Origin of the sequence: Sediminicola sp. YIK13 (assembly GCF_001430825.1) — a bacterium.
In the GTDB taxonomy this organism is placed as follows: domain Bacteria; phylum Bacteroidota; class Bacteroidia; order Flavobacteriales; family Flavobacteriaceae; genus Sediminicola.
On sequence record NZ_CP010535.1, the window covers coordinates 215,220 to 238,468 of the forward strand.

Consider the following 23,249-nt stretch of genomic DNA (forward strand, 5'->3'; position numbering starts at 1 on the left):
TAAAGTTAATACCATCTATTGAGTTTTTATATGTAGTGGTAATGATTTTTCAAATTAAAGCACAACGAAGGCATTATGAATTGTCAATTATTTGCAGCCTATCTTCCGGTTAGATTGAAAACACTCATTTTGGGTGTTTTTCTCTTGTTTATGGGTAGCACCTTAATGGCGCAGGTAACTGGTGATTATAGATCTAAAGCCACTGGTAACTGGAGCAGCGCTGCCACTTGGCAGATCTATAATGGATCCGCATGGATAAATGCGACTTCGTACCCAGGTCAAAACAGTAATGTAGGAACTGTGACCATTGGGAGTAGCAATACGGTCACCCTGAATGTAAACATTACTGCTTATACTATAAATAAGCTTATTATCGGTGATAGAACTGGGGGAAACGACACGCTTTCTTTGCCAAATAATGGTAGTTTTCAGGTTAACATAATGCAAGTATCGGTAGAGAGCGATGGTATTTTATCATGGGTTAAAAACGCAGATTTGTATTTGCCCGAGGGTTCCCAGATTTACAATAATGGAGGTCAGATTGAAACGGATAAGGGGTGTAATGCCTCCCAGAATATTTTTATTGGATCAGAAAAATTTTCAAACTGTAATGGAAATGGAGGAGTCGATTATTCTTTTGATGATATTGAGTCGGCACTTCCTCCTCCAACAAGCAATGGGGATATTACCGAATGTGAAAATGACCCTATTCAAACCCTGACAGCATCTGCAACCCCTCCTTCCGGTGCTTATGTAGAATGGTTTACAGCCTCCAGTGGTGGTACTCCAGTTTCTCCCACACTTAATACGGTAGGGAATGTTACCTACTATGGAGAAAGTGTAGATAATTCAAACTCTAGTCGTAGAAGTCTATTTAGAACAGCCGTTACCCTTACTATTCGTCCAAGACCTACCATTACCGTCACTAGTGCCCCTAATTGTGTTTTTAGGCTTTTTCAGCCCACTACTTATCAATTGGAGGTAACTGTTAGTTCTGGTAGTGTAACGAGTACGGCAGGTACGGTAACCAATACCGCTGGCAATAGATGGGCCATTACCGATGTGCCAAATGGTACGAACATTGTTGTCACGGTAACCGCTTCCAATGGCTGTACCAGTCAACTTCCCGTTACGGCACCCAATTGTTCCTGTCCTGTGGTAAATGCCCCTACCAGTGGTGGTAATAGAGCCTATTGCGTTGGAGATCCCGTGCCGAGTATTTCGGCATCTGTAGGTTTGGGGGAAACGGTAGATTGGTATAATGCGCCAAGTGGAGGAACGTTGCTATTAATGGGAAACACAACCTATACTCCCGCCGGGCCAGGAACCTATTACGCTGAAGCACGGAATACAACAACCAATTGCCTTAGTGGGGCAAGGACGGCCATTACCGTTACCAGAGATACTCCTTCTACGGCATCTATTGGACCAGACCAGTCTATTTTCACTGGAGGCAATGCTATTTTTACGGTCACTACTACCAATGCCGATACCTACCAATGGCAGGTCAGTATAGATGGGGGAACAGTCTTTAGCAATATAGCAAATGGATCGGAATATGCTGGAACACAGTCAACAGCCATGACTGTAATGAATGCGGGTGTAAATAAAAATGGCTATAGATATCGGGTTTTGGCTTCGAGATCTGGATCGGGCTGTCCACCTACAAATTCGGCTTCTGCATTATTGACCGTAAAGGTGAAAACAGTTATCACCAATAGAAGAATTACCCATAGGGTAAAGAAGAATTAATTTAATGGTAATAGGAAAACGGAAAGCCTTTATTCACAAGGACTTATCGATAAAACCCCTCTTTTTTTAACATAAACAGCTAATTTCTTAGTCTTCATGGTCCTTATGGGTCAATACACAACAAATATTTCCCGGGTTTTCCTTTACCTCCTATTTTTGATCCTAAAACTTGTGGCCAATTGCTTTGATTAGAAATTTTAAATCAACAATTTATAAAGATTTCAAAATTCAATTTCCAATAATATGCCGAATTTTTTAGAATTTCTGATAAAAAACAATAGAAGCTATCTATTGATTATTTTGCTTTTTTGGTTCTCTGATGTAATTGGGCAACAGACCTATTTGGATAATTTCAACACTGTATCTTATTCAAACAATAATGGTACTGGAAATTATTCTGGAAATTGGAACGACAGCGAAGATGGCAGTCCATCCAATGGAAGAATCGATATTGCTGGCGGAAAATTAAGATTCAACAACCTAGATGGACGAACCATTAGCAGAACGCTAAATCTTACTGGTGCCACTGCAGTAACGCTTACATTAGATTATGATGCTACATCATTAGTTGGAGAAGGACTCGATATTGAGCTCTGGAACTCAGGTTCATCTTCATGGCAAATTGTTGGGACCATTAATACAAGTACAACGGGTACTTTATCGCACACGCTTACTGTCAATCAAATTTCTGCAAATTCTGCAATTCGTTTTTCAGGCACAGATGACAAATGGGGTAATGGGGATACTATATTAATAGATAACGTTCTGTTTAACGCCACATTTGGCCCAAGTATTTCAATCAATGATGTTACTGTGACGGAAGAGGCCGGAAATGCAATATTCACTATTACCTTAGATAAAAACAAACCCGGAGGTTTTAATATAAACTTTGCTACCGCAAATGGATCAGCCCTCGCTGGAAGTGATTATTCCACTACCTCAGGAACCTTAAGTTTTGTGGGAACGATAGGGGAAACCAAAACTATAACTATTCCAATCATTGATAATTCTTATGGTGAAAGTACTGAGAATTTCTTCGTGACTTTGTCTGGTGGCACCAATGGAATTTTTATTTCAAAAAATACAGGTACCGGTACCATTACCGATACCGATCCACCAATTCCAAACAATACGCCCCTATCGCTTTTTGAAGAATTTAGTGGCTATTTTGATTATACTACCACTGGTGGATCTTTAAGGACTCAAGATAACAATACCAATGCATGTTCTGTAACTGGAGCATCTTCAAATACCTTGAATTCACCAATTCCACCAGGGGCTACCATAAGAAAAGCTTACTTGCAATGGGCTCATTCAAGCCAAAATCCTGACGATAATGTAAGTTTTGAAGGACAAAATGTAATAGCAAACATGATATATGGGTCTAATATAGGCTCTGGTCGCCAGTTCTACGGTTACTTGAGTGATGTGACCAGTATTTTACAGGCTATACCCAACCCTTCAACCAATGTATATGATTTTACGGGGCTTACCATCGATAACTCGAATACTTATTGCTCTTCAGCTACGGTTTTAGGAGGATGGACGCTAATGATATTCTATGAATTGGAAACCTTACCTGCCGTAACAATTAACCTGTACCAAGGATTTAGCGGGGAAAGTAATTCCTCCTCGACATATACCTTGGGGGGCTTTTTTGCAATTGGGGCTAGTGGAGCAAAAACTACGGTGATTTCTTGGGAGGGCGATCAAACCTTAAGCAACAATGAATTGTTAACGGTTACTTCGGGTACCGGTACTTATGCTCTAACTGGTGATGGGGACAATAATGGCATTACAGTAAATAACCCATTCAACTCAACTATATTTGATAATACCGTAAGTCCAGTAATTAATCAGACTAACTCGTATGGTTTGGATTTGGATACCTATAATATTTCACCCTATATAACGCCTGGAGAAACCACGGTTACAACGACGGTCCAATCCGGACAGGATTTTGTGATGGTCAATTCGGTGGTGTTAAAAGTACCTTCCAACTTAATTACAGGAACGGTTTTCGAGGATACAAATTATGGAGGCGGAGCTGGCAGGAACTTGGTAACATCGAGTGGTGTGGGTACAGCTGGCGCATCTGTGGAACTTTATAACTCTTTGAATACCTTAGTAAAAACATCAATTACAAAACCAAATGGCGCTTATACTATAGGAGGTATGGCTAATGGTAACTACAGGGTTCGCGTTGTAAATAGTACAGTAAAATCAAATAGAACAGGAGGGGCGGCTTGTTCCACATGTTTACCAGTTCAAACTTTTAGGAGAAATTATGCCACCGTAGGTGGATTTACAAATGTAACAAACCGTGTAGGAGGTGCCAATCCAGCTGGTACAGATCCGGCTGCAGGTACTATTACCAATGCCCAAACACTATCGACGGTTACTATAACCAGTGAAGGGGTAGTAGGTCTGGATTTTGGTTTCAATTTTAATACTATCGTAAATACCAATAGTTCAGGGCAGGGATCCTTAGAAAAATTTATAGTAAATACCAATAATTTAGGAAATGCTGGTTTGGACATTGTTGCCAATGGAATTTTCGACCCAGCGGCAGGTGTAGATACCTCCATATTTATGATACCCCCTACTGGTGACCCTTTAGGTAGGACGGCCGATGTAAACTATTCTGGTGGCTATTTCAATATCCTTATCTCAGCTGGCTTACCACTCACAGCTATTACCGATACAAGCACCAGCATTGATGGACGGACACAAACAGCATATTCAGGCAATACCAATACAGGAACGGTGGGTTCAGGGAGTACCGTTGTAGGGACTTCTGCTTTTGCCCTACCTAATTACGACCGTCCAGAAATCCAGGTTAATAAGGGAACCGGAGATGTATTTCGTATACAAGGAAACAATACCACGATACGTAATATTGCGGTCTATGCAGGTAATAATGCCGGTATTCAAGTCCTTGGAGGATCCGCTATAATATCAAATAACTTAGTAGGGGTAAACGCCCTAGGGTCGAATGCCGGAAACATTAAATATGGGGTGGATATCACAAATGGCACCACAACTATTGATGGCAATTATATAGCAACTAATACTGACGCTGGGATACGGGTTAATGGTGGAACTTCTACCTTAATTCAGAATAATTACATTACCGATAATGGAAATTCTGCTTGCTCTGATAATATAAAAGTTCAGAGCGGATCTGGCATTATCATTACTAGAAATTTAATAAATAGAGCAGCTTCCTTAGGAATAGATGCTCGTGGTATTGTGGGTAATATTACTATCTCGGAGAATACAATTAGAAATTCAGGTTTAAATGGTGGAATCTGTACAGGGGGTATCGAAAATGTTGGAATAAAGCTAGATGGCAATAATTCTACAGTTTCTAATAATATTATTAATAACAATGGAGGTTCGGGTATCGTATTAACAGGAGGTAGCACCCTTGGAAATTTAATTTCCCGTAATTCGTTCTATGCCAATGGCACGACAAGTTCTGCTTTAGGAATTGATATTGATCCCTCTAACACCTTGGGAGATGGTGTAACATTTAATGATAATGGGGATGGGGATGATGGCCCAAATGGGCTGCTGAACTTTCCAATAATTGAGTCTTTAACTACCAATGGCGCCAACCTTGTAATCCAAGGATGGGCTAGACCAGGAGCTAGTATAGAACTTTTTGTTTCTGATGTTTCAGAAGGCTCAGCTGCCCTAGGGGACAATAGGCTGGGTAATAGTTCTGATTACGGTGAAGGGCAAACTTATTTAGCGACTTTGATAGAGGGTACTGTAGGGGATCTGGACGCAGGTATGTCTAACTATTCAGATGTTGATGGTAATTCGGATACTACCAATAAATTTAAATTCTCTATACCACTGCCCTTTGGACTCATGGTGGGACAAAAGATTACAGCTACAGCGACAATTGCCAATAGTACTTCAGAATTTTCACCTTTGTCAACAATTAAGGTCAGTACCATCATCACCAATAGAAGAATAACTTATAGGGTGAATAAGAGTTGATATTTGTATTCTTAGTACCAAATAAACGAATGCAACCTTCAATTTCAACTAATTTGCAGCTAGATTTTACGTGTTAAACACACACTTTTCTACAAAAAGAGATCTTCATTTTATCTAAAACTAAACCATTTAATTGGATTTTACCGTATTGGTATAGTTTGTATATGATCAAATAATCGAATTTTTTACTCCTCAATTTTATTTTAGAATCCAGTAAAATTTAAGGCAAAAAAGAGCACTAAAATACTCCAAATGAGGATTGGATTTTGACTAAATCTGATGTTGATTTAGCAACATTATCGTTGGATAAAAGGTGGGTTATCACGATAATAGGTCGTTCGTAAAGTCTTGATATTACTGTCGTAATCGACTAAAGACATCATAAGATTAGTAAAAATGAAGTCTTGAAACTACACTTAATCGATAGTAGACAATACTAATTGGTACTTACACAACATTTATTTTCTTGGCCTTAGCTTCCTGCTAATTTTGTAACGTGTAATAATATCTGTTTGACATTGAAGATTTTTTTAATAATTCTTTCCCTGTCCAATGATATTTGAAAAACCAGCTTTATGATGAGGTCATCAAAAGACCGAAAGCATAAAAATATTTACAGTAAACCGACAACCATGAGTAAAAAGATTTTATTATTCATTTTCTTGATATCCGGAGTTGCCTTTTCGCAAACTACGGTGACACTTCAGGATCAATGTAATTGCGAGGTACTAAGTGGTACCGCAGTTACTGCACCAGGGGCTGCTGCTCCAACAGGTGCGGATATTGGAGATATTTATGTGAACACCAATACAGGAACCATTTATTTTTGGGATGGTAATTCATGGGAACTGACTTCTTCGGATAATCAGCAACTACAGAATTTTAGCTTCAACGCGGGATCAAACCAGTTAACATTGGTTTTGGAGAACGGTGGTAGTTTAAGTGTAGATTTAAGCAGTTTAAATAATATTGGAACGGATGATCAGACAGCGTCTGAAGTAATCTATGATAATTCAACATCGGGCTTGTCGGCTGGAACGGTGCAATTGGCCATAGACGAAATCAGCAATGCGGCCAATTCTGTAAATTTAATTGACAATACGGACGGTACCTATACCTTTACAAATGCAGACGGTACTACAGTAACGATATCAGATACATCTGTTTCTACCCTAACTAATAATGGAGACAGTACGTTTACCTATACTTCAGAAGATGGAAGTACTACCTTAATAGATATAAGAGATTTTGAAACGTTAACGGCTATCGCACTGAACGCCGATAACACCAACATCGATTATACGGACGAGGACGGGGTTGTTACCCAGTTGAACCTTTCCGCGATTGTGGACAACCTTGAGACGGTGACCACCATTGTGGCCAACGCCAACGGGACATTTACCTATACCGACGAGGACGGGGTGGATACCATTATCGACATCACCAACCTGGAGACCTTGACCACGATCGCACTGAACGCCGATAACACGAACATCGACTATACGGACGAGGACGGGGTTGTTACCCAGTTGAACCTATCGGCCATTGTGGACAACCTTGAGACGGTGACCACCATTGTGGCCAATGCCAACGGGACATTTACCTACACGGACGAGGACGGGGTTGATACCATCATTGATATCACCAATTTGGAGACCTTGACCACTATCGCACTGAACGCGGACAATACGAACATCGATTATACGGACGAGGACGGAGTGGTGACACAGTTGAACCTTTCCGCCATTGTGGACAACCTTGAAACGGTGACCACTATTGTGGCCAACGCCAACGGGACTTTTACCTATACCGATGAGGACGGGGTGGATACCATTATTGACATCACCAATTTGGAGACCTTGACCACGATCGCGCTTAACGCCGATAACACGAACATCGATTATACGGACGAGGACGGGGTGGTGACACAGCTGAACCTATCGGCTATCGTTGACAACCTTGAAACGGTGACCACGATTGTGGCCAACGCCAACGGGACCTTTACCTATACCGACGAGGATGGGGTGGATACGATCATCGATATCACCAATCTGGAGACCTTGACCATTATCGCGCTGAACGCCGATAACACCAACATCGATTATACGGACGAGGACGGGGTTGTTACCCAGTTGAACCTGTCCGCCATCGTTGACAACCTTGAAACGGTGACCACCATTGTGGCCAACGCCAACGGGACCTTTACATACACGGACGAGGACGGGGTTGATACCATCATCGACATCACCAACTTGGAGACCTTGACCAGTATCACGCTGAACGCCGATAACACGAACATCGATTATACGGACGAGGACGGGGTTGTTACCCAGTTGAACCTGTCCGCCATCGTTGACAACCTTGAAACGGTGACCACCATTGTGGCCAACGCCAACGGGACCTTTACATACACGGACGAGGACGGGGTTGATACCATCATCGACATCACCAACTTGGAGACCTTGACCAGTATCGCGCTGAACGCCGATAACACGAACATCGATTATACGGACGAGGACGGGGTTGTTACCCAGTTGAACCTGTCCGCCATCGTTGACAACCTTGAAACGGTGACCACCATTGTGGCCAACGCCAACGGGACCTTTACATACACGGACGAGGACGGGGTTGATACCATCATCGACATCACCAACTTGGAGACCTTGACCAGTATCGCGCTGAACGCCGATAACACGAACATCGATTATACGGACGAGGACGGGGTTGTTACCCAGTTGAACCTGTCCGCCATCGTTGACAACCTTGAAACGGTGACCACCATTGTGGCCAACGCCAACGGGACCTTTACATACACGGACGAGGACGGGGTTGATACCATCATCGACATCACCAACTTGGAGACCTTGACCAGTATCGCGCTGAACGCCGATAACACGAACATCGATTATACGGACGAGGACGGGGTTGTTACCCAGTTGAACCTATCCGCCATTGTGGACAACCTTGAAACGGTGACCACCATTGTGGCCAACGCCAACGGTACTTTTACCTACACGGACGAGGACGGGGTGGATACGATCATCGACATCACCAATTTGGAGACCTTGACCACGATCGCGCTGAACGCGGACAATACGAACATCGACTATACGGACGAGGACGGGGTTGTTACCCAGTTGAACCTATCCGCCATCGTGGACAACCTGGAAACGGTGACCACCATTGTGGCCAACGCCAACGGGACCTTTACCTACACGGACGAGGACGGGGTGGATACGATCATCGACATCACCAATTTGGAGACCTTGACCACGATCGCGCTGAACGCGGACAATACGAACATCGACTATACGGACGAGGACGGGGTTGTTACCCAGTTGAACCTATCCGCCATTGTGGACAACCTGGAAACGGTGACCACTATTGTGGCCAACGCCAACGGGACCTTTACCTACACGGACGAGGATGGGGTGGATACCATTATCGACATTACCAACCTGGAGACCTTGACCACGATCGCGCTTAACGCGGACAATACGAACATCGACTATACGGACGAGGACGGGGTTGTTACCCAGTTGAACCTATCGGCCATTGTGGACAACCTTGAGACGGTGACCACCATTGTGGCCAATGCCAACGGGACATTTACCTACACGGACGAGGACGGGGTTGATACCATCATTGATATCACCAATTTGGAGACCTTGACCACTATCGCACTGAACGCGGACAATACGAACATCGACTATACGGACGAGGACGGGGTTGTTACCCAGTTGAACCTATCCGCCATCGTGGACAACCTTGAGACGGTGACCACTATTGTGGCCAACGCCAACGGTACTTTTACCTACACGGATGAGGACGGGGTGGATACCATTATTGATATCACCAACTTGGAGACCTTGACCACGATCGCGCTGAACGCCGACAATACGAACTTGGATTACACGGATGAAGATGGTGTATTAACTCAAATTGATTTGTCTGCATTAGTAGATAATCTGGAAACGGTGACTACAATGGTAGCCAATCCAGGCAGTACTTTTACCTATACAGATGAAGCGGGTATTGCTACTGTCATTGACGTAAAAAATCTAGAAACATTAACTACTATTCTTAATAATGGTAATGGAACCATCACTTATACCGATGAACTTGGTGCAAATCAGACCATAGTATTGCTAAGTACTGATCTTAATAATGATATTATTGTTGGTTCTGATGGTGGCTTATTTTTAAATGTGGCTTCCGTAACTGTAGCCGAAACTGTTACCAATCTTGTGGATAACCTCGACGGTACAATTACCTATACCAACGAAGACGGTACTCCTCAAACGGTAAGTAAGGCTGATATCACAGATAATGCTGATGGCACCTATACATTTACCAATAATGACGGTAGTGACGTAACAATAAACACGAATGGTGTTGCCATTTCCAATCTTATTGCTGGAAATAGAATTGCAACTATTACCAATGCAGCTGGTGCCAGTTCAGATATTAATGAATCTGTTACTACACTATCTGATAACCTAAATGGAACTTTTACTTATACATCTGAAAATGGTACTGTAACTACCTTCGATGCTAAGATCGCCAGTGTGGTTGACAATGCAGATGGAACATATACAATTACGGACGACTTTGGGGTAGCAGTGACTGTTGATACAAACAACACGGTGACCACTTTGGTGGACAACGGTGATGGGAGTTTTACCTACACTTCCGAGGATGGAACGATTACCACCTTCACAGAGACATTAACCACTTTGGTGGACAATGCCAACGGCACGTTCACCTATACCAATGAGGATGGGATTACTACTACGTTCGATGCCAAGATTGCCAGTGTAGTTGACAACGCAGATGGTACCTATACGATTACGGACGATTTTGGAGTTGCGGTGACTGTTGATACAAACAATACGGTGACCACTTTGGTGGACAATGCCAACGGCACATTCACCTATACCAATGAGGATGGGATTACTACTACGTTCGATGCCAAGATTGCCAGCGTGGTTGACAACGCAGATGGAACATATACGATTACGGACGACTTTGGAGTTTCGGTGACTGTGGATACTAACAATACGGTGACTACTTTGGTGGACAATGGTGATGGCAGCTTTACCTACACTTCCGAGGATGGAACGATTACCACCTTCACAGAGACATTAACCACTTTGGTGGACAATGCCAACGGCACGTTCACCTATACCAATGAGGATGGGGTCGCTACTACGTTCGATGCCAAGATTGCCAGTGTGGTTGACAACGCAGATGGTACCTATACGATCACGGACGATTTTGGAGTTGCGGTGACTGTTGACACAAACAATACGGTGACCACTTTGGTGGACAACGGTGATGGCAGCTTTACCTACACTTCCGAGGATGGAACGATTACCACCTTCACAGAGACATTAACCACTTTGGTGGACAATGCCAACGGCACATTCACCTATACCAATGAGGATGGGATTACTACTACGTTCGATGCCAAGATTGCCAGCGTGGTTGACAACGCAGATGGAACATATACGATTACGGACGATTTTGGAGTTGCGGTGACTGTTGACACAAACAATACGGTGACCACTTTGGTGGACAACGGAGATGGCAGCTTTACCTACACTTCCGAGGATGGTACGATCACGACTTTTACAGAGACATTATCCACTTTGGTGGACAATGCCAACGGTACGTTCACCTATACCAATGAGGATGGGGTTGCAACTACCTTTGATGCTAAACGTGCTACGGCTTTGGATAATGGAGATGGTACATACACAATAACTGATGATTCAGGAAATGCTGTAACCATTGATTCTAATCAATTGGCGGGATCCTTAGTTAATAATGGAGATGGAACTATTACCTATACTGATGGTACAGGACCAGCCCAAACTATTGATTTGATCAGTAATGATGCTAATAATGATATTGTGGTTGGTACAGATGGAGGTTTATACTTGAATGTAGCTTCAGTAACCATTTCGGAAACTATTACCAATATTTCTGATACTGGTGACGGAACCATTACGTACGTAAATGAAAGCGGGACAACCCAAAAAGTGAGCAAGGCGAATATCACTGATAATTTGGATGGTACTTACACTTTTAGCAATAATGATGGAAGTGATGTGATCATCAATACCAATGGTGTCGCCATATCCAACGTTATTGCTGGAAATAGAATAGCAACAGTAACTGATGCTGCCGGTACGGTAACAGACATAGATGAGACAATCACAACCCTTGCTGACAATGGGGATGGTACCTTCACCCATACTAGTGAAAATGGTACTGTTACATTATTTGATGCCAAGAGGGCCACAGTTGTTGATAATACCAATGGAACATACACCATTACGGATGATTCTGGTACTGCGGTACTAATAAATACAAACCAAACGACAAGTAGCTTGGTTGATAATGGAAATGGTACGTACACCTATACGGATGAAACAGGTGCACCTCAAGTTATAGATACCAGGGCAAATTCTAACCCTTATACTCCAACTTCAGGATTGACATCAACAGATGTTCAAGGTGCTTTGGATGAATTGGCGGCAAGTAATGCAGCTGATAATGATACGGATGCTACAAACGAAATTCAGACCTTGACTTCCACAGATGGTTCGGTTACATTGACACCTAGTGGAAATGACTACGATCTTTCTGTTGCTGCTGCTGACGGTTCAGAAACAAAAGTGACCGGGGCTGGCATTAATACCGTTTCCGGAACTGGAACAACTGCTGATCCTTATCTAGTGACAGGCACTGAAGTGGATGGTAGTATTACCAATGAGGTAAACACTGCCTTTGCAGTAAATGGCACCAATTTAGAAATTACAGATAGCAACAGTACACTTTCTGTTCCTTTGGCAAGTCTGGGTACAGATGACCAAAGCTTGAGCTTGGTAGGAAACACGTTGACCCTTGAAGATGGCGGGACGGTAGACCTTGCCCTATATTTAGACAATACAGACGATCAAACGATTACGGCCTTCAGTATGGATGCCGCTAAAATATTGACCATTACTTTGGAGGACGGCAATACCCAGACCGTGGATCTTTCTTCTTTGGACAACAGTGGTACGGACGACCAGACGGTAACCGACTTCAGTATGGATGCCGCTAAAATTTTGACCATAACCTTGGAAGATGGCAATACACAAACTGTGGACCTTTCCTCTTTGAACGATAACGGTACAGACGATCAGGCCTTGAGCTTGGTCGGGAACATTTTGACATTGGAAGATGGCGGAACAGTGGACCTTGCCCCATATTTGGATAATGTTGACAATCAGCAAATCAGTTTTGCAGGAAATATATTGACATTGGGCAATGGAACGGGAGCGGACACGACTGTGGATCTTTCCGGATACGTTTCTACGGATGACCAGGCCTTGAGCTTGGCAGGAAATACGTTGACCTTGGAAGATGGTGGTACGGTAGACCTTGCCCCATATTTGGACAATTCCGATGATCAGGCCATCACCACATTCAGTTTGGATAACACCACCAAGATATTGACACTTACCTTGGAAGATGGAGGAACACAAACGGTAGATTTTACTGCTGTATTGGCTGCCGCTGATACCAATACGACAAACACAAGATTGGAAATTAATGGATCTGACCTGGAATTGGAAGATTCAGATGGGGCTGTTTTGTCTGTTTCCCTTGCAGCTTTAGCAGCGGCAACGGATACTGATGACCAGACTTTGAGCATAATAGGAAACGATTTAACCATTCAAGACGGTAATACCGTAACCCTGCCAACGGCAGACGGTACGGAAACAATAGTTAATGCAGGAACCAATGTTACCGTTGCAGGTAACGGATCCATCGCCACTCCTTATGTGGTCAGTGTTACAACTTTGGACGATGCGGATGCGGATCCTACGAACGAATTGATCACCAGTGCCAATTTAACTGGCACGGACCTTAATATTATTGATGCCGGTGGGACGACAACTATTGATCTTTCTTCTTTGGACAACAGTGGTACGGACGACCAGACGGTAACGGACTTCAGCATGGATGCCGCTAAAATTTTGACCATAACCCTGGAAGATGGCAATACACAAACTGTGGACCTTTCCTCTTTGAACGATAACGGTACAGACGATCAGGCCTTGAGCTTGGTCGGGAACATTTTAACATTGGAAGATGGTGGAACAGTGGACCTTGCCCCATATTTGGATAATGTTGACAATCAGCAAATCAGTTTTGCAGGAAATATATTGACATTGGGCAATGGAACGGGAGCGGACACGACTGTGGATCTTTCCGGATACGTTTCTACGGATGACCAGGCCTTGAGCTTGGTAGGAAATACGTTGACCTTGGAAGATGGTGGTACGGTAGATCTTGCTCTATATTTAGACAATACAGACGATCAAACGATTACGGCCTTCAGTATGGATGCCGCTAAAATATTGACCATTACTTTGGAGGACGGTAATACCCAGACCGTGGATCTTTCTTCTTTGGACAACAGTGGTACGGACGACCAAATCGCCTCTGAGGTTAATATTACCGATGCGGCAGGGAATTTCACTGCTACGGAAGTTGAGGGTGCCTTGGCCGAATTGGCGGCTGGGAGTTCGGATGACCAGACGGTAACCGACTTCAGTATGGATGCCGCTAAAATTTTGACCATAACCTTGGAAGATGGCAATACACAAACTGTAGACCTTTCCTCTTTGAACGATAACGGTACAGACGATCAGGCCTTGAGCTTGGTCGGGAACATTTTGACCTTGGAAGATGGCGGAACAGTGGACCTTGCCCCATATTTGGATAATGTTGACAATCAGCAAATCAGTTTTGCAGGAAATATATTGACATTGGGCAATGGAACGGGAGCGGACACGACTGTGGATCTTTCCGGATACGTTTCTACGGATGACCAGGCCTTGAGCTTGGCAGGAAATACGTTGACCTTGGAAGATGGTGGTACGGTAGACCTTGCCCCATATTTGGACAATTCCGATGATCAGGCCATCACCACATTCAGTTTGGATAACACCACCAAGATATTGACACTTACCTTGGAAGATGGAGGAACACAAACGGTAGATTTTACTGCTGTATTGGCTGCCGCTGATACCAATACGACAAACACAAGATTGGAAATTAATGGATCTGACCTGGAATTGGAAGATTCAGATGGGGCTGTTTTGTCTGTTTCCCTTGCAGCTTTAGCAGCGGCAACGGATACTGATGACCAGACTTTGAGCATAATAGGAAACGATTTAACCATTCAAGACGGTAATACCGTAACCCTGCCAACGGCAGACGGTACGGAAACAATAGTTAATGCAGGAACCAATGTTACCGTTGCAGGTAACGGATCCATCGCCACTCCTTATGTGGTCAGTGTTACAACTTTGGACGATGCGGATGCGGATCCTACGAACGAATTGATCACCAGTGCCAATTTAACTGGCACGGACCTTAATATTATTGATGCCGGTGGGACGACAACTATTGATCTTTCTTCTTTGGACAATAGCGGTACGGACGACCAGACATTGACTCTGGTTGGTAACAACTTGAGTATAGAAGATGGGAACACAGTGGTGTTGCCAACTGCAGACGGTACGGAAACAATAGTTAATGCAGGAACCAATGTTACCGTTGCCGGTAACGGATCCATTGCCACTCCTTATGTGGTCAGTGTGGCAACTTTGGACGATGCTGATGCGGACCCTACGAACGAATTGATCACGAGTGCCAATTTGACCGGTACGGACCTTAATATTATTGATGCCGGTGGGACGACAACTATTGATCTTTCTTCTTTGGACAATAGCGGTACGGACGACCAGATCGCCTCTGAGGTCAATATAACCGATGCGGCAGGGAATTTTACTGCTACAGAAGTTGAAGGTGCCTTGGCTGAATTGGCAGCTGCAAGCTCTGATGACCAGGCCTTGAGCTTGGCTGGAAACACCCTGACTCTGGAAGATGGTGGCACAGTGGACCTTGCACCATATTTGGACAATACGGACAATCAGACTTTGTCCACATCTGGAGCCGCAGGGGATATCACTATCTCAGGTGGGAATAATATCTCAATAAATGTAAATGATGCGGATGCCGATGCAACGAACGAAATTCAGGCATTGAGCTCTACGGACGGGTCAGTTACCTTGGTGCAGACTGGTGATGATTATGATCTTTCAGTAGCCGTTGCAGATGGTACCGAGACCCAAGTAAACGCTGGGACAAATGTTACCGTTGCAGGTAACGGATCCATTGCCACTCCTTATGTGGTCAGTGTGGCAACTTTGGACGATGCTGATGCGGACCCTACAAACGAATTGATCACCAGTGCCAACTTGACCGGTACGGACCTTAATATCATTGATGCCGGTGGGACGACAACTATTGATCTTTCTTCTTTGGACAATAGTGGTACGGACGACCAGATCGCCTCTGAGGTCAATATAACCGATGCGGCAGGGAATTTCACTGCTACAGAAGTTGAAGGTGCCTTGGCTGAATTGGCAGCTGCTAGCTCTGATGACCAGGCCTTGAGCTTGGCAGGAAATACGTTGACCTTGGAAGATGGTGGTACGGTAGATCTTGCCCCATATTTGGACAATACGGACACACAGGACCTATCCATAGATGCGACTGGAAAGATCATCTCCTTAGTGGACGGTGGTTCTGTAACTATCGATGCGGACGATGCGGATGCGGACCCTACAAACGAATTGATCACCAGTGCCAACTTGACCGGTACGGACCTTAATATCATTGATGCCGGTGGGACGACAACTATTGATCTTTCCTCTTTGGACAACATTGGTACGGACGACCAGACATTGACTCTGGTTGGTAACAACTTGAGTATAGAAGATGGGAACACAGTGGTGTTGCCAACTGCAGACGGCACGGAAACAATAGTTAATGCAGGAACCAATGTTACCGTTGCAGGTAACGGATCCATTGCCACTCCTTATGTGGTCAGTGTGGCAACTTTGGACGATGCTGATGCTGATGTTACGAACGAATTGATCACCAGTGCCAACTTGACCGGTACGGACCTTAATATCATTGATGCCGGTGGGACGACAACTATTGATCTTTCTTCTTTGGACAACAGTGGTACGGACGACCAGATCGCCTCTGAGGTTAATATTACCGATGCGGCAGGGAATTTTACTGCTACGGAAGTTGAGGGTGCCTTGGCCGAATTGGCAGCTGGGAGTTCGGATGACCAGACGGTAACCGACTTTAGCATGGATGCCGCTAAAATTTTGACCATAACCTTGGAAGATGGCAATACACAAACTGTGGACCTTTCCTCTTTGAACGATAACGGTACAGACGATCAGGCCTTGAGCTTGGTCGGGAACATTTTGACCTTGGAAGATGGGGGTACGGTTGACCTTGCCCCATATTTGGATAATGTTGACAATCAGCAAATCAGTTTTGCAGGAAATATATTGACATTGGGCAATGGAACGGGAGCGGATACCACTGTGGATCTTTCCGGATACGTTTCTACGGATGACCAGGCCTTGAGCTTGGCTGGAAACACCCTGACTCTGGAAGATGGTGGCACAGTGGACCTTGCACCATATTTGGACAATACGGACAATCAGACTTTGTCCACATCTGGAGCCGCAGGGGATATCACTATCTCAGGTGGGAATAATATCTCAATAAATGTAAATGATGCGGATGCCGATGCTACGAACGAAATTCAGGCATTGAGCTCTACGGACGGGTCAGTTACCTTGGTGCAGACGGGTGATGATTATGATCTTTCAGTAGCCGTTGCAGATGGTACCGAGACCCAAGTAAACGCTGGGACAAATGTTACCGTTGCCGGTAATGGTTCCATTGCCACTCCTTATGTGGTCAGTGTGGCAACTTTGGACGATGCTGATGCGGATCCAACAAACGAATTGATCACCAGTGCCAACTTGACCGGTACGGACCTTAATATCATTGATGCAGGAGGGACGACAACTATTGATCTTTCTTCTTTGGACAATAGCGGTACGGACGACCAGACATTGACTCTGGTTGGTAACAACTTGAGTATAGAAGATGGGAACACAGTGGTGTTGCCAACTGCAGACGGTACGGAAACAATAGTTAATGCAGGAACTAATGTTACCGTTGCAGGTAACGGATCCATTGCCACTCCTTATGTGGTCAGTGTGGCAACTTTGGACGATGCTGATGCGGACCCTACGAACGAATTGATCACCAGTGCCAACTTGACCGGTACGGACCTTAATATCATTGATGCCGGTGGGACGACAACTATTGATCTTTCTTCTTTGGACAATAGCGGTACGGACGACCAGATCGCCTCTGAGGTCAATATAACCGATGCGGCAGGGAATTTCACTGCTACAGAAGTTGAAGGTGCCTTGGCTGAATTGGCAGCTGCAAGCTCTGATGACCAGGCCTTGAGCTTGGCTGGAAACACCCTGACTCTGGAAGATGGTGGCACAGTGGACCTTGCACCATATTTGGACAATACGGACAATCAGACTTTGTCCACATCTGGAGCCGCAGGGGATATCACTATCTCAGGTGGGAATAATATCTCAATAAATGTAAATGATGCGGATGCCGATGCAACGAACGAAATTCAGGCATTGAGCTCTACGGACGGGTCAGTTACCTTGGTGCAGACTGGTGATGATTATGATCTTTCAGTAGCCGTTGCAGATGGTACCGAGACCCAAGTAAACGCTGGGACAAATGTTACCGTTGCAGGTAACGGATCCATTGCCACTCCTTATGTGGTCAGTGTGGCAACTTTGGACGATGCTGATGCGGACCCTACAAACGAATTGATCACCAGTGCCAACTTGACCGGTACGGACCTTAATATCATTGATGCCGGTGGAACGACAACTATAGATCTTTCTTCTTTGGACAATAGTGGTACGGACGACCAGATCGCCTCTGAGGTCAATATAACCGATACGGCTGGGAATTTCACTGCTACAGAAGTTGAAGGTGCCTTGGCTGAATTGGCAGCTGCTAGCTCTGATGACCAGGCCTTGAGCTTGGCAGGAAATACGTTGACCTTGGAAGATGGTGGTACGGTAGATCTTGCCCCATATTTGGACAATACGGACACACAGGACCTATCCATAGATGCGACTGGAAAGATCATCTCCTTAGTGGACGGTGGTTCTGTAACTATCGATGCGGACGATGCGGATGCGGACCCTACAAACGAATTGATCACCAGTGCCAACTTGACCGGTACGGACCTTAATATCATTGATGCCGGTGGGACGACAACTATTGATCTTTCCTCTTTGGACAACATTGGTACGGACGACCAGACATTGACTCTGGTTGGTAACAACTTGAGTATAGAAGATGGGAACACAGTGGTGTTGCCAACTGCAGACGGCACGGAAACAATAGTTAATGCAGGAACCAATGTTACCGTTGCAGGTAACGGATCCATTGCCACTCCTTATGTGGTCAGTGTGGCAACTTTGGACGATGCTGATGCTGATGTTACGAACGAATTGATCACCAGTGCCAACTTGACCGGTACGGACCTTAATATCATTGATGCCGGTGGGACGACAACTATTGATCTTTCTTCTTTGGACAATAGCGGTACGGACGACCAGATCGCCTCTGAGGTCAATATTACCGATGCGGCAGGGAATTTTACTGCTACAGAAGTTGAAGGTGCCTTGGCTGAATTGGCAGCTGCAAGCTCTGATGACCAGGCCTTGAGCTTGGCTGGAAATACCCTGACTCTGGAAGATGGTGGCACAGTAGATCTTGCGCCATATATGGACAACACGGATACACAAGATCTATCCATAGATGCGACGGGAAAGATCATCTCCTTAGTGGATGGTGGTTCTGTTACGATCGATGCGGATGATGCTGATGCGGATCCAACAAACGAATTGATCACGAGTGCCAATTTAACAGGTACGGACCTTAATATCATTGATGCCGGTGGGACAACGACCGTGGATCTATCCTCATTGGACAATAGCGGTACGGACGACCAGACCGCTGCCGAAGTAAATGTTGTAACTCCTGTAGATGTTGACGGTGACGGAACAACTGAGGGAACAGTGGAAGAAATGATTCAAGATATAGCGCCAATTGTTTCAAAAGCGGCAAGAATTTTTTATCCTCCTTCCATTGCGGTAGATGCTTCAACGAATGGATCATTTTCAATTGACTTATATCAAGAATATATAGATCAGTATGGTTCTCCAACAGTAGGTAGCGCAGGAGCTCCCGCAATGCTTCCCACGTATACTAGAACAGAATTGTACTATTATGTAACATATGCGGATCCGACTGTTTTTGGTGATGGGACAAACGTTACAGGAATGTCGATTGATGCAAATGGGAACCTTTCTTATACCGTTCAGAACCAACCAACAGATTATAATGCATTGATTAATGTGGTTTTCGTAGTTAAATAATCAAAATTAAGCCCCAACGAACAGAAATAATTTGAAACCGACCAAACAATATCATTTACTATTTTTAACCATCGTGTTTACACTTTTCAGTGTTGCCAAAGTGGGTGCGCAGTTTTTACTGCAAGCACCCAATAGCACCGATGAGAATAATTATAAATGGTACGAGGCTTCAGATACTACTACTACTGTTCTGGGTACTGATTTCTTTTATGAGGTGACCGTCCCTGGAGTTTATTTTGCAACTTATGATGGTACCCTTTGTGGGCGAAATGCTACCAGTTATTTTATTGTTACTAATTGTAACAACCCTTATAATCAGGTAACATTGGATATATCTGCCAATGTGGGATCTAGTGCTACGATTACCTGGTCTCCTGCCGTAAGCGGGGATCAATTGAAACCCATAGTTACTGCGGATCAAAATGTGACAAAATATACCGCCACCTTACTAAAAGCAGGTAACAGTATTGATTTACCAAGTTTTACGGTGGTCTGTTTAGATCAATCTGCCGATCTTCAAGACGACCTTATAACCGTAAATGAAGATGAATCTGTAGTTGTTCCTATTTATGATAATGATATTGACTTGCCAACTACAGGAAGTTTAACAACCTCGAGCCCGGCCAATGGAACGGTTAGTATCAATAATAATGGTACGCCAAATAATCCAACAGATGATATTGTCACCTACATTCCTAATCCAGATTATAACGGACCGGATTCATTTACCTATACCGTTTGTAATACCATGGGAGATTGCAGTTCAGCAACGGTAAATATAGATGTCTTGCCTATTGTTGATGCTTTTGATGATATGTTTGCTATGGATCAGGACACCTTTTTCACCATAAATTCTTGGTCAAACAACGATAATGACATCCCTACCCTAGGAACGTTTACAGCAACTAACCCAACGAACGGGACCATAACTATTAACAACAATGGCAGCGCCACAGATCCATCGGATGATGTGGTGATATACACCCCCAATCCTGGATTTGTAGGCACAGATACCTTTACCTATACCATCTGTGACAATGCTGGGAATTGCAGTACGGCAGTAATTACAATAGTAGTCAATTCTACTGCTGTTGTAGATATTGATAGCGATGATGACGGAATATTGGATGCTTTTGAAGATCTGAATTTAGATGCCGATGGTGATCCAGCTACAAACCCAACAGATTCTGATGGGGACGGGGTTCCTGATTATTTGGATATTGATAGTGATGACGATGGTATTCCTGATAACGTTGAGGCACAATCTACAGCTGGTTATATTCCTCCTAGTGGGCAGGACAATAATGGAAATGGCTTGGATGATAATTATGAACAAAACGGATTGTTCGGACTCTTTCCAGTGGATACGGATGGCGATAGTTTGCCAGACTATTTGGATGAGGACAGTGACAATGATAATGTTCCCGATATCGTGGAAGCCCATGATTACGATTTTGATGGTATTGCCGATTTTGTTTGGTTAGGATCAGATAAGGATAATGATGGTCTGGATGATGGATTTGAGGGAGTAACCGTTATTGATACAGATGTTAACGACAAGTTTAATGATCCTTACTCAGATTTGCCAAATACCGATGGGGATGAAGAATCCAATTACAGGGATACAGACGATGATGATGATGGTATAGAAACTAGGGATGAAGACTTAAATGGTGATGGCGATTATACCAACGATGATGCCGACGGGGATGGTATTCCAGATTATTTGGATTCCGACTTAATTGAGCTTAATGCTGGAACGATTGAAGTATTTAATGTTGTAACCCCTAACGGAGACGGAATACACGATATCTTAAAAATTACCGGCTTGGAAAATTATCCAAATAATAGCCTGAAAATATTCAATAGATGGGGTGTATTGGTTTATACTACAAATGCCTATGGAACAGAAGGAAACTATTTTGATGGTACTTCAAATGGTAGGGTAACTGTCAATCAGGATAATCAACTCCCAGTAGGAACATACTTCTATATCTTGGATTATGAGGAAGCCGCTGGAAAAACAAAGTCCCTATCAGGATACATTTATATAAATAGATAACCTAATGAAGAACTTACACCGATATCAACCTACCTCTTTCGCGATAAGCTTCTTACTTTTTGTGTTGGCCTTTAGTAGTGTTTCAACTGTATGTGCGCAACAAGATGCACAGTACACCCAGTACATGTACAATACAGTGACCGTAAACCCGGGATATGCAGGTTCCAGAGGGCATATGAGTATTGCTGCCCTTTACAGGTCGCAATGGGTTGGTTTGGAAGGTGCTCCAACCACGCAGTCCTTGAACATTCATTCCCCAATAGGATATAGGGGTGTCGGATTAGGGTTTTCTATTGTCAACGACGAAATAGGACCAACTTCGGAAACTAATTTTGATCTGGATTTTTCCTATACCATTTACACGTCAACAGAAGGAAGATTGTCGTTTGGATTAAAGGCAAGTGCCAATTTATTGGACATTCGTTTTTCTCAATTGAATCAAGATTATTCCAATGGGCAGGATCCAACCTTGCAACAGGATATACAGAATAAATTATCCCCCAATGTAGGGGCGGGAGTCTATTACCATACAGAACGTTATTATTTGGGGCTTTCTGTTCCCAGGTTTTTGGAAACTTCACATTTTGAGGAGTCTTCCCTTTCCACAGCAAAGGAACAAATGAACTTTTATTTGATCACAGGCTACGTATTTGAATTGGATTCGTTTTGGAAATTTAAACCAGCATTACTGACTAAGGTGACTCAGGGTGCACCACTACAAGTGGATGTTTCCGCAAATGTCATGTACAACGATAAATTTATTTTGGGAGCCGCCTACAGATGGGATGCAGCCGTCAGTGGAATGATAGGGTTTAACCTTAAGAACAATATGCTAATTGGTTTGGCCTATGACAGGGAAACCACTGCACTTGGAAGCGCTATGTTCAATGATGGATCGTTTGAGGTGATTATCAGATACGACTTTATAAAGGCACTGGACAATCTAAAATCCCCAAGATTCTTTTAAAAAAACCTTTATTATATTTTATGAA

5 protein-coding genes are annotated in these 23,249 nt (G+C 43.8%); all 5 read left to right on the forward strand.

Annotated features, from left to right (window positions below; genetic code table 11):
• Nucleotides 1-75 precede the first annotated feature (75 nt).
• The 5 genes from SB49_RS01015 (at nucleotide 76) to SB49_RS01035 (ending at nucleotide 23,224) form a co-directional block, all read left to right on the forward strand.
• Nucleotides 76-1,752 (forward strand): immunoglobulin domain-containing protein, encoded by a 1,677-nt coding sequence (locus SB49_RS01015; protein WP_062053017.1) that lies wholly within the window; start codon nucleotides 76-78, stop codon nucleotides 1,750-1,752.
• Nucleotides 1,753-1,995: 243 nt separating this feature from the next.
• The gene (locus SB49_RS01020) at nucleotides 1,996-5,763 is read left to right on the forward strand and encodes a beta strand repeat-containing protein (RefSeq protein ID WP_062053019.1); all 3,768 of its coding nucleotides are present in this window, start codon (nucleotides 1,996-1,998) and stop codon (nucleotides 5,761-5,763) included.
• 632 nt (nucleotides 5,764-6,395) lie between these two features.
• On the forward strand, nucleotides 6,396-20,195 hold the full coding sequence (locus SB49_RS01025; RefSeq protein WP_062053021.1) for a hypothetical protein: 13,800 nt from the start codon (nucleotides 6,396-6,398) through the stop codon (nucleotides 20,193-20,195).
• A 73-nt stretch (nucleotides 20,196-20,268) separates the two neighbouring features.
• Nucleotides 20,269-22,257, forward strand: coding sequence for a gliding motility-associated C-terminal domain-containing protein (locus SB49_RS01030; RefSeq protein ID WP_145758338.1), 1,989 nt, complete (start codon nucleotides 20,269-20,271; stop codon nucleotides 22,255-22,257).
• Nucleotides 22,258-22,261: 4 nt separating this feature from the next.
• Entirely contained in the window at nucleotides 22,262-23,224 is a 963-nt protein-coding gene (locus SB49_RS01035; protein ID WP_062053025.1) for a PorP/SprF family type IX secretion system membrane protein, read from the forward strand.
• Nucleotides 23,225-23,249 lie beyond the last annotated feature (25 nt).